Here is a 10,600-nt window from a genome sequence, read left to right as displayed (position 1 = left end):
CAAGTATAGATATATACCTGCTTATATCAGGTTGATACGATGTGCGGGATAAAGATTTCAGCGTGATCCATAGACAGAAATTTAGAGGGTATAAATTCTAACGAACCAACAAAGTGATCATTGTATTGTCTGCTTCATACTGCACATTCTGAAAAAAAGCCAACGGAGCAGGCAAAAATGGTGAACTCGTCTATAATGTTACACAAGATTTCGCTGGTTATCAACAGGTGACAGAAATTTAAAGTCATATTAATCTCCGGCTGTTTATCTTGCAGAACAACCAGTACTGATTATGAACAAGAATATTTTTATTGCATTATTCGCAATGCTATCGCTTGCCACACATGCACAATCGCTGAAGGTAATGACCTATAACATTCGCCTGGATGCAGAGTCGGATGGCGTTAATCAATGGCCCAAGCGAACCAACAAGGTATATGACCTGATCCGTAAATACGATCCGGATATACTGGGTGTGCAGGAAGCACTGCATCACCAACTGCAAGACCTTCTTACCAATTTACCGGAATATACTTTTGTAGGCGTTGGCCGCGATGATGGTAAAACAAAAGGCGAATACTCTGCTATTCTGTTAAAGAAGAAACGCTTCTCGGTTGAGAAACAAAATACATTCTGGCTTTCTGAAACGCCCGATATACCGGGCAGCAAGAGTTGGGATGCCGCCATTACCCGCGTAGCAACCTGGGCTGTTATACATGATGCTGCTACGAAGAAAACCTTTATGATTGTTAACACACACTTTGATCACATTGGTGAAGTTGCACGTGGAAAAAGTGCAGCGCTCATCAAAGAAAAAATTGCTGCGTTACGCAACGGACTTCCCGTTATAGTTACTGGTGATTTTAACAGCGAACCTTCGCAGGCAGCCTATAGAACCATGGTTGATGGCACCGTGCTAAAAATACATACTGCTCGCCCGGCCTCAGAAACACAAGGTACATTCTGCACTTTCTTTGTAGCATCCGAGCCATGCCGTGTGATAGACTATATCTTTTACTCCGATGGATGGTCGCCTAAAAATTACCACGTGATTACCGATAATGATGGTTCGTATTATCCTTCCGATCACCTGCCGGTGATCTGTGAATTTTCATGGAGTAAATAAACAAGTTCAGGGTTCAAATGTTCAATGTTTAAGGCTTCGGATCAGAGATCAGCACGGACTTTGCGGGAAGAAGAGGAATGGTTTTTTATCAATTTTAACTGAATAAAAAATCATTTACGGAAAGTCAATAAGCAGAAGGCTTCATCCGTTAATCCTTTTTTGTAAATTCCGAATCAATCTTTTCAATTGTCTGGCATGAGGCTGTTTGCGCTGTTTGTACTGATCCTGACCCTGAGTGAAGGGCTGCTGGCGCAAACCGACACCACGCGGAACAAAAAGATTATGGATAATCGCCTCTCTAAAGAGGTGATGAAAACTATATCGCGTAAGCCAAGCCCGGATGCTGAGATCACTATAAAAAGTGAGGCGCCCTTTTTACCGTACGAAGGGAAAATCATTCGTCACATCATCATCAACCATATCGGTTTTGAGAGAACGATGTACGACTCTACACGCAGCTTTCGTAATGCAGTTACGAAAGTTGCCAACTCGCTTCACTCCACTACACATGAAAGTGTCATTCGCGATAACCTGTTCATTCGCGAGAACAAACCCCTGAACCCATATCGTATAGCAGATAATGAACGTTACCTGCGTGATCTTGATTTTATTCTCGACTCCAAAATTATTGTTCATCGTGTAGGACCTGATTCGGTAGATCTTGAAATCGTAACACGAGATGTATTCAGTTTGGGCGGACGTGTATCAACGTCTGGTATAGACGACTATCGTATAGGCCTCTATGATGCCAACCTCTTTGGTATGGGGCAACGACTGCAAACTGATTTTGGCTTCGAAGGAAATCGTGCACCCTTTGTGGGCTTTGATGTACTCTATCGAAAATCAAGTTTAGGGGGTACACTTATCAATGCAACAGCGGGATATACGCAGCTTGATAATGCCCGAAGTCTCGGCAATGAAAATGAATATGCATACTTTATTCGTCTCGACAGGCCATTGGTATCTCCTTACTCGCGATTGGCCGGAGGGCTTGAAGTAAGTCGTAACTGGTCGCGCAATGTATACCAGGCGCCCGATAGTCTCTTTCGGAATTACCGGTATAATATTGAAGATGTATGGGGCGGGTATAACTTTAGCATTGGCAACCTGGCACGCAACCGCGATCGTCACTTTGTAGCGCTGCGCTACTATAGACAACATTATTCGCGTCAGCCAATACAGCCACAGGAAAAACTCAATCCTATCTATAACGATCAGAAATTTGTATTGGGTGAGATGACGTTCTATAATCAGAACTTTTATAAGACACGCTATATATATGGCTTCGGCCGTACAGAAGACGTGCCCTATGGTAAAACAGTAACGGTCACTACCGGCTGGGCAAAAGAGATGGGCATGAAGCGAATGTATGCCGGTGCTTCTATGGTAAAAGGTTTTGTTAACAAGAACGGGAGCTTCGCTACTATAACAGCCGGTATAGGTACATTCTTTACAAACAGAAAATCGTCTGATACTTTCTTTTATGCCGATGGTACTGTTTACAGCAAGCTATATGAGCCGGGCAAAGTAAAAATCAGGCATTTGATACAAGCCGGTTATGCACGATCGTATAACAATGTTTCGCGTGAGCTGCTTACGCTGAATGATGAGCTGACGGGTTTTGCACCGGATAGTTTATATGGTTCACAACGGATCTCCTTACGGTTAGAGACCACTTTATTTACAAACTGGAAATTAGTAGGCTTCCGCTTTGCTCCCTTTCTCTCCCTTGAAAATGCATTGTTAAAAGTTGTGCCTGAGAAACAAACTTCGCGCGATTTCTTCTGGGGCACTACCGGTGGTGTGCGTATACGAAATGAGAACCTGATCTTTGGTACGATCGAGTTACGTGCGTTCTATTTCCCCACCAATGTTAAAGGCGTAAACGAATTTAGTTTTAAAGTCACCACCAATGTGCGATTGAAATATAGCGGGCGGTTTGTGAACCCGCCCTCGTTCGTGCAATACAATTAACTGCGATTATGCCCTTACATCAGCACAACCAGTGCAAGCGCAGCGAAGTCACCTTTCCTGAAAGTAACATCATCGGTATAATTGTTATCGCCATGTCCCTTCTGTGCTATATAGTGTAAGCTTAGCTTGCAGTTCTTTTTGTTCAGATACCAGTTCACACCAACATCCAGCATCTGATCTTCGCCACTGAACTGTGCTCCCGGATCTCCTTCAAAAGAAGCCACCATTACACAGGGCTCCAGAAAATATTTATCTGCTACAATTACATTATACCCGGCACGTACGTGCGATGCTTTCATTGTATAGCGCTGGCCTTCGTTGTGTCGTTCCATATACATCCACTCGCCATCTATATTCCAGTTGCCATAGTTGAACAGCACATCAAAACCACCGGCATAGTTAGAAGTAAATATATCGGTCTTGCCCTGCATCGAGCTGTTCAAGCCCACCGTTATACCTTTGCGTTTGCTATAGTAGTTGTTTGCATCGTAGTTGATCGAATAATTTTTCTTCTCGGTATCGCCCACCGTAAACGTGACACGATCTACTACCAGCGGACTCCAGTATTTACCGGAAGATTCCGGAAACTCGGATGATGTTGTGTTGTTACTGAATATACCTACGTTATAATCGATCGTAACCAGGTGCTTGGCAGTCATACCACCAAGATTTATACCCGTGGCACGTCCGTAACTTTTACCATCTATATCCTGGCGGATATAGCTTTGTGTTGGTGATTTATCGAGCGAATTCACCAGTAAATCTCCTGTAACACATTCGCGGCTTATCTGCGGATGGAAATATCCCACGGTAACAGAAGCCATATCATTTTTACTCAGGCGCCACGTTGCATACGCATCGAGTATACCTAATTGCCCAGTGTTGGTTGATCCGCGAACACCGCTGAATTTATCTTTCCCTATATTATCGTACTGAATCATTACTACATAATTCAATCGCGAATAAGGCTTGCCTTTAAAACCTATACGTGCCCTGCGAATCATAAAGTTCAACCGGTTCTGCATAGCCTCCATCGGGGCATTATCTTCCAGCTGCGCTTTCTCTCCCTGTGTATAGGTGCTCCAAAACTGCAGACTTGCTACAGGCTGCACATACTTGTAAAGACTATCAGGTTTGATCCAGTAATTTTCCTGGGCATGAAGTAATACTGGCAGAACTAAAAAAGCGAGGGCAATAATCGATCGTTTCATCTCTTGATATTCTCCAGGTTTTTAAAGGGCTTCTGCCGGTATATGATCCGTTGATTTTGTATTGGCTGATGATCGTCCTTGTTTCAGCATTTCATTTTCGCGTTCCAGTTCTACCTGGCGTCTGCGCATTTGCTCCTGTGTTGCCTGCAGCTCTTCCTGGTTCTGACGAAGTTCTTCTTCCTGTGCTTTCAATTCTTCAGACATCTGCTGGCTTTGCTCCAGCAATCGCTTGGTGCGTTCGTTTATCTGCACAGTAGAAACTGTACTCGCTATACTTTCTGCTACTTTCTCAGTAAAAGTTATTTCATGCGGCAGCAGTTTGCTAAACGATGCAATCTCGATCACACCAAACACCTCATCGTTGTGAATGAGCGGAACAATGAGAATAGTTTCCGGCTGTGCTTCGCCTAGCCCGGAAGTTATCGTAACATAGTTCTTCGGAATTTCAACAAGGTGAATGGTGGCCTTCTCCAACACACATTGCCCCACAAGGCCTTCTCCCATTCCAACCTTTTTTGTCATGAATTTCTTCCGGTCGTATGCATACGTGGCTACCTGCTCCAGGTATGTATCATTCGGATTGTCGCCTGTTACTACCAGGAACAAAGCGCCCTGGTTAGCCTTCAGATATTTGATCAGCGATTTGATAATGTCATGTGCAAGCTCTTTGGTATCAGCACTGTTTTTACGCAACACATCGCCCATCGATGCCATACCTTCGTTGATCCAGTCGCGTACATTTTTTTCATCGGCAGCCTTCTTCAGGTTGTTGCGCATATCGAGCAATTCGTTACCGAGTATATCGGATTCACTGAGCGGCTCGAATGATTGCACCAGGTTACCTTTACCAATCTCTTTGGCAAATGAAGTATAGCTTCGAAGTCCTTTCACCAGCATGTTGAGCGAAGTGGTCATCTCCCCCACTTCATCTTTACGCGATGAAACAACTTCTTCTGTCTGCTCACCGCTGGCAAGCTGTTGCAGTTTTTCTTTTATAGTAAGTATAGCTTGTGTAAGACGCGCGCTGAAGTAAAACGCTATCGTAAGACCGGTGATCAATATAATCGCTGTTATACTCAATATAACCAGCACTACATGACCGATCTGTTTGTTTACTTCTTCCTGCTTGGCTGCAATCGAGCGTTCAATCTGATCGGTATAAAATCCGGTAGAGATGATCCATCCCAACGGAGCAAATAATCTTGAATACGAAAGTTTGTTATCCACTTCGTCCGTACCCGGCTTCTTCATAGTATATTCTACATAGCCTTCGCCTTTGGAATTACAAAGCTCTGCGCGAAGCTGGTATATATTCTTGCCGGTGTGTTTCTCAACATTATACTTGGCATCATCGAGCACAGCACCTTTCAGATTTTTCTTCTCTGCATGCATCAGCATGGTGGGGAACGGGAGCTTGTTATCGGTTATCCAGAAATATCCTTCGCCCTTATCAAACCGTATTCCGGAGAGCACCTCCAGGCATCGATCGAGCATGCGCTTCTTCAGTATTTCTGCTGAGACAGAACTATCGCCTGCGGCCAGCGAATCCTGCAGTTGTTTATAGTTCACTTCTACAAGGCCATACCCAATATCTGTGATATGCTTGATATACAGCTTGAGTTTGTTCATTTCATCTACGCGATAAAAATCAATATCGCTAGATGCCTGTGACTTTATTTTGTAGATGGCAATGGAACTTATCAGTATAGAGGGCACTAAAAGCACCAGACTGATCAACAGGGTGATTTGTTGTTTGAGCTTCATCGGAAGAGGGGGTTGTAGAAATCAATACAAGATTACAAAGATTCCGGAAGCTATAACATTGAAAATGAGCAACTGGGAGTTTGTTCTTAGCAAGTGGTTTTTAGACCTCTTTAAAAGCCTTAAAATGCGAAAAGCCTTCATTTCTAAAGGCTTTTCAAGGTATGAAGGATAAGGATGGTTACTCGGAACGCAGCGAATTAACCGGATTAATGGTTGCTGCCCTGAACGATTTGTAGCCTACAGTGATCATGGCAATGAGCAATGTAGCACCTAGTGTCATTAAAAATATTGGCACACCTAATTCAATCTTGTAGACAAATTTTTCCAGAAAGCGATTCATCACAAACCAACCTAAGGGTGCCGCGAATACAAATCCGAGCAGGATCAGTTTTACATATTCTTTAGAGAACATCAACACTATACTTTCTACCGAGGCTCCCAATACTTTTCTTACACCGATCTCTTTTGTTTTTTGATTCGCCATAAATGTAGCGAGTCCAAACAAACCGAGGCAGCCAATAAATATAGCCATTGAAGTAAAGATGGTAAGCAATACCGACAGGCGTTGTTCGCCTTCGTAGAACTCACCTATATTTTGATCGAGGAATTGATATTCAAATAAATGTTCCGGATAGGTTGCTTCCCATTTCGATTTCAAATCGCTTATCACTTGCTGCGCCTTATTCATATCTACTTTTATAGCCAGCGTTTCGTAGCCACGTATGCGATTAAAAAGTATAGTTGCTTCTATCGGTTCATGTAACGACATGGTGTGAAAGTTCTTCACAACACCAACTACCGGAAAATCTTTACCCCAGAGTTGAATCACTTTACCAACCAGATCGGCTGGTTTCGTATAGCCCGCTATATATGCCAGGCGTTCATTCACCAGGTATCCGTTGGCGGTATCAAGGTCTTGTAAATTTTGTCCTTCCAGTAATTCGATCTTATAGAGATCCAGATAATTTCCATCGATCATCTTTACTTGTGTTTCGTATGATTTCTCTGCACCCTGTACTGTAAAATCTGTGCTGGACACATGCCCGTATGATGGGGGCGCACTGCCCAGACTGGCCATAGCAACGCCGGGTATACGCGCTACTTCTTCGCGAAGTGTTCGCATTTTACTCACACCACTACCCGGTGCGTTGGGTTTTTCTTTTTCAGGAATGGGAGCAATGATGATCGCATCTTTAGCAAAGCCTAATTCTTTTGTTTGTGAGTAACGAATCTGATTTACAATAACGATGGTGCCGATGATCAGCACCTGCGAGATACAGAATTGCATTACCACTAAACTTTTGCGCAGCATATAGCCTGATGAATTTTTGTTGCTCACCAGGTTCTTCAATGCAAGCGCTGGTTTAAAGCCTGACACAACAAATGCCGGATATAGTCCGGATAGTATAGATACCACGGCTGTAACCAAAACAAGAAATACCCACAACATGCCATTGGTAAAATCAAGCGACAGATTCATTTTCATGAACGGATTTACAAAACCCAACATGATTTGCGTGAGCGACAATGCGAGTATAATAGCAACCAATGTTACCAGTGTAGTCTCACCTAAAAACTGACGTACTAACTGACCACGTGTACTTCCTAATGATTTGCGCACGCCAACTTCTTTCGAGCGCTTGATGGCTTCTGCTGTAGAGAGATTTATAAAATTGATGCTCGCAGTAATTATGAGAATGATGCCAATGGCAGCAAAGCCGATGAGTGATGCGCGCGATACGGTAGTTTCAGAATAGGTATCAAATCGCTCATCGAAATGCATAGCCGTAAGCGGAAGTAAAAAGAACCTGGATTTCTCTTCTTCTGCATCATCGCCCAAATACTTTTTCGAAAATGCAGGCATACGATTTTCAACACGGGCAATCGGTTCATTTTCTTTTAACAGAAAGTAGCATTGCTCTCCACTCCATATACTATTCCATCCGGCTTCTTCTCTTACTTTCTTAATAGTGCTATAGGAAAGCAACATGTTAAATGGAAAATCTGTATTCGGTGGAGCATCTTCCATCACCGCGGTGATGCGATATTCGTTGTCATCATATTTTAGTATTTCGCCAACAACATCTTCTTTACCAAAATATTTCTTCGCCCATCCCGCAGCTATAATGGCTTCATTCGGTTCATCCAGTCCTTTACCGGCATCACCAAAAACGATAGTACGATCAAACACTTTTAAGTACGATGGCTCTGTAAAAGCTATACCATCGTCTTCCTGATATTTAGTATACTCTCCATTTTTTTGAGGTATAGATACCAGCGAGCTTCTTCCTTCCGATATAAATACCACTTCTTCGGCTTCCGGAAAGTCGGTGCGAAAGGCTTCGGGTAACACAGCTGGCACACCCGATTGATATTCTATACCACTGTTTCCCTGCCACTGATTAACTACCCGGTATATACGATCGCGTTTTGTTTGAAACGCATCATAGCTGCTCATATATAGCACCATCAGAAACAACACCAGGCTGCACGAAATGCCCAGCGTAAGCCCGGCAAGGTTGATCATCGAAATACCTTTATTGCGCCACAGATTGCGAAAAGCTGTTTTGAGATAATTTTTAAACATAGCTCACGGTTTAGCCCACGCCTCATCTTTCAACATCGTGCCATTCTGATTTTACTTCTAAAAAGGAAGATTTTGCAGCACCACGCAGTTTTGTTTGTTCAGATATGTGAGGGCTCGTCCGGCTGCGGACATTTATTTACCACGAAAGGAACCTTCCGCGGATAGGCGGAGTTTCAAAACTATATTACCTTTGTATCATGATTCAGAACGTGATCGTAGCCCTTGTATTCGCACTTGCCCTGGTATATATCGGGCGCATGCTCTATCGTAATTTCAAGGCAAAGTCTGCTTGTGAATCTGGCTGTGGAAAATGTGGTGCAACCTCTTCTCTTGATTTCGCCAAGATCGAAAAACAGCTAAAAGAAAAAGGTCTCTGAGTTTTTACGCCCAGACTTTCGTTCCCTCCGTACAGTTCCTGCAAATTTCTATTTCACTTCTTGATCGAAGCAAAGAAGCTCTGAATGTTTGATAAGCTTCGCTATTCCAGATAGTTTCAAAGGAGTCTTTCGACAGATCGCCCAGCACATGATGTGCATCTTTATCAAAACAACAAGGCACTACTTTTCCATCCCACGTAATCACACAACTGTGCCACATCTTCCAGCAATGGTTATCCAGCTTGTTCTTAATGGTATATGAGCCATCTTCTAACTGGCGATAGCGCGAATATTTTTCCTGCGCGGGTATAAGATCAGAGCCCTGCTCATAATCATATATCTGCGCGGTCTTTAACACCACCTGGTCAACACCCAGCTCTTCGGCAAGCCTGTATACTTCCTGTATCTGGTGCTCGTTGGGTTTCACCACAAGAAACTGAAAGATGACGTGAGGTGTGAGCGACTTCAGCTTTTTCTTCCACGCTATAATATTGCGTGTGCCTTCTATTACTTTATCGAGGCTTCCTCCTACACGATACGATTGATAGGTATCCTGTGTAGTGCCATCAATGGATATAATAAGCCTGTTGAGACCCGATTCAACAGTTAACCTGGCGCTTTCATCTTTCAGATAATGTGCATTGGTAGAGGTAGCTGTATATATTTTTTTCTGCGCGGCATACTGCACCATATCCAGAAACTGCGGATGCAGATAGGGTTCTCCCTGAAAATAAAAAGTAAGGTAACTGAGCGTTGGTGCCAATTGATCGATCACCTGCTGAAACAACGGCTTCTGCAACATACCCGTTGGCCGTGTAAACGACCGCAGCCCGCTGGGGCACTCCGGACAGCGCAGATTGCAGGAGGTTGTCGGCTCGAACGATATACTGATCGGCAGCCCCTGCATACGGGGCAAACCGGAATGTTTGGAACGATGGTAACTGGAAAATATCTGTGCAGCATTCCATACACGCCTGGCTGTGAGCCCGGACGCGAAATTCACCTGATCTTTCCACGCACGCATCATATAGGGATGCAAGATACTCTTCAAAACTATCGGATGGATTATTGTAATGTGGTTATCTTTCGAAATTCATTTTATGCCCTTGAAAACGAATCGTTTCATCATGAAAAAACTTTTATTCCTTTTTCTCTGCATTACCTCTTTCAGCTATGCGCAGGCCATTCAGCTTTCTGAGCAGGCCACTATTTCCGTAATCACGTTCGGGCCATGGCAAGGAGAATTATACTCAGCTTTCGGGCATAGCGCTTTTCGTGTGTACGATCCGGAACAAAACATAGACGAAGCCTATAACTACGGTGTATTCAATTTTAATCAGCCCAACTTCTATCTAAACTTTGCCAGAGGGTATATGTATTACCAGCTGGGTGTTTTTGATTACCCTCGCTTTCGCGATGTATATATTTACTATAACCGCTATATACACGAGCAGGTGCTGAACCTTACGCCAGCTCAAAAGCAAAAGATCTATGACTTCCTGCAGTGGAATGCACTTCCGGAAAACGAGCAGTATCGTTACGATTATTTCTTTGATAACTG

General features: G+C 43.5%; 8 protein-coding genes. 4 read left to right on the top strand and 4 right to left on the bottom strand.

The features are described from left to right. The first annotated feature begins 292 nt into the window (after positions 1 to 292). Together VIN08_RS20915 and VIN08_RS20910 are read left to right on the top strand one after the other, a co-directional pair. Positions 293 to 1,126: an endonuclease/exonuclease/phosphatase family protein gene (locus VIN08_RS20915; RefSeq protein WP_331969278.1), complete on the top strand. Its 834-nt coding sequence runs from the start codon at positions 293 to 295 to the stop codon at positions 1,124 to 1,126. 195 nt (positions 1,127 to 1,321) lie between these two features. Then, positions 1,322 to 3,100, top strand: coding sequence for a hypothetical protein (locus tag VIN08_RS20910; protein ID WP_331969276.1), 1,779 nt, complete (start codon positions 1,322 to 1,324; stop codon positions 3,098 to 3,100). Positions 3,101 to 3,114: 14 nt separating this feature from the next. Here VIN08_RS20910 and VIN08_RS20905 read toward each other — a convergent pair whose 3' ends face one another. The 3 genes from VIN08_RS20905 to VIN08_RS20895 all read right to left on the bottom strand — a co-directional run bounded on the left by VIN08_RS20905 (position 3,115) and on the right by VIN08_RS20895 (position 8,662). Continuing rightward, on the bottom strand, positions 3,115 to 4,311 hold the full coding sequence (locus VIN08_RS20905; protein ID WP_331969274.1) for a porin: 1,197 nt from the start codon (positions 4,309 to 4,311) through the stop codon (positions 3,115 to 3,117). A 21-nt stretch (positions 4,312 to 4,332) separates the two neighbouring features. Continuing rightward, positions 4,333 to 6,075 carry a cache domain-containing protein gene (locus VIN08_RS20900; protein WP_331969271.1) on the bottom strand — a complete coding sequence of 581 codons (1,743 nt, stop codon included), beginning with the start codon at positions 6,073 to 6,075 and terminating at the stop codon, positions 4,333 to 4,335. Between the two features lie 178 nt (positions 6,076 to 6,253). Continuing rightward, the gene (locus tag VIN08_RS20895) at positions 6,254 to 8,662 is read right to left on the bottom strand and encodes an ABC transporter permease (RefSeq protein WP_331969268.1); all 2,409 of its coding nucleotides are present in this window, start codon (positions 8,660 to 8,662) and stop codon (positions 6,254 to 6,256) included. A 197-nt stretch (positions 8,663 to 8,859) separates the two neighbouring features. Between VIN08_RS20895 and VIN08_RS20890 the strand changes: the two genes are divergently transcribed. Continuing rightward, the gene (locus tag VIN08_RS20890) at positions 8,860 to 9,039 is read left to right on the top strand and encodes a FeoB-associated Cys-rich membrane protein (RefSeq protein ID WP_331969265.1); all 180 of its coding nucleotides are present in this window, start codon (positions 8,860 to 8,862) and stop codon (positions 9,037 to 9,039) included. A 4-nt stretch (positions 9,040 to 9,043) separates the two neighbouring features. Here VIN08_RS20890 and VIN08_RS20885 read toward each other — a convergent pair whose 3' ends face one another. Then, the gene (locus VIN08_RS20885) at positions 9,044 to 10,066 is read right to left on the bottom strand and encodes an SPASM domain-containing protein (RefSeq protein WP_331969281.1); all 1,023 of its coding nucleotides are present in this window, start codon (positions 10,064 to 10,066) and stop codon (positions 9,044 to 9,046) included. Positions 10,067 to 10,166: 100 nt separating this feature from the next. On the opposite strand from VIN08_RS20885, the gene VIN08_RS20880 reads away from it, so the two are divergent. After that, on the top strand, positions 10,167 to 10,600 hold a 434-nt coding region (locus VIN08_RS20880), incomplete at its 3' end, for a DUF4105 domain-containing protein (protein WP_331969262.1).

The organism is Ohtaekwangia sp. (genome assembly GCF_036568665.1).
Lineage (GTDB): Bacteria > Bacteroidota > Bacteroidia > Cytophagales > Cyclobacteriaceae > Ohtaekwangia.
The sequence above is the reverse complement of the archived record's forward strand: the minus strand, read 5'-3'. Positions and strand labels throughout refer to the sequence as shown.

Bases quoted from the DNA above. Each gene is read 5' to 3' on its own strand.
- VIN08_RS20905 (WP_331969274.1), bottom strand. From the start codon at position 4,311: ATGAAACGATCGATTATTGCCCTCGCTTTTTTAGTTCTGCCAGTATTA.
- VIN08_RS20895 (WP_331969268.1), bottom strand. From the start codon at position 8,662: ATGTTTAAAAATTATCTCAAAACAGCTTTTCGCAATCTGTGGCGCAAT.
- VIN08_RS20885 (WP_331969281.1), bottom strand. From the start codon at position 10,066: ATGATGCGTGCGTGGAAAGATCAGGTGAATTTCGCGTCCGGGCTCACA.
- VIN08_RS20915 (WP_331969278.1), top strand. From the start codon at position 293: ATGAACAAGAATATTTTTATTGCATTATTCGCAATGCTATCGCTTGCC.
- VIN08_RS20910 (WP_331969276.1), top strand. From the start codon at position 1,322: ATGAGGCTGTTTGCGCTGTTTGTACTGATCCTGACCCTGAGTGAAGGG.
- VIN08_RS20890 (WP_331969265.1), top strand. From the start codon at position 8,860: ATGATTCAGAACGTGATCGTAGCCCTTGTATTCGCACTTGCCCTGGTA.
- VIN08_RS20900 (WP_331969271.1), bottom strand. From the start codon at position 6,075: ATGAAGCTCAAACAACAAATCACCCTGTTGATCAGTCTGGTGCTTTTA.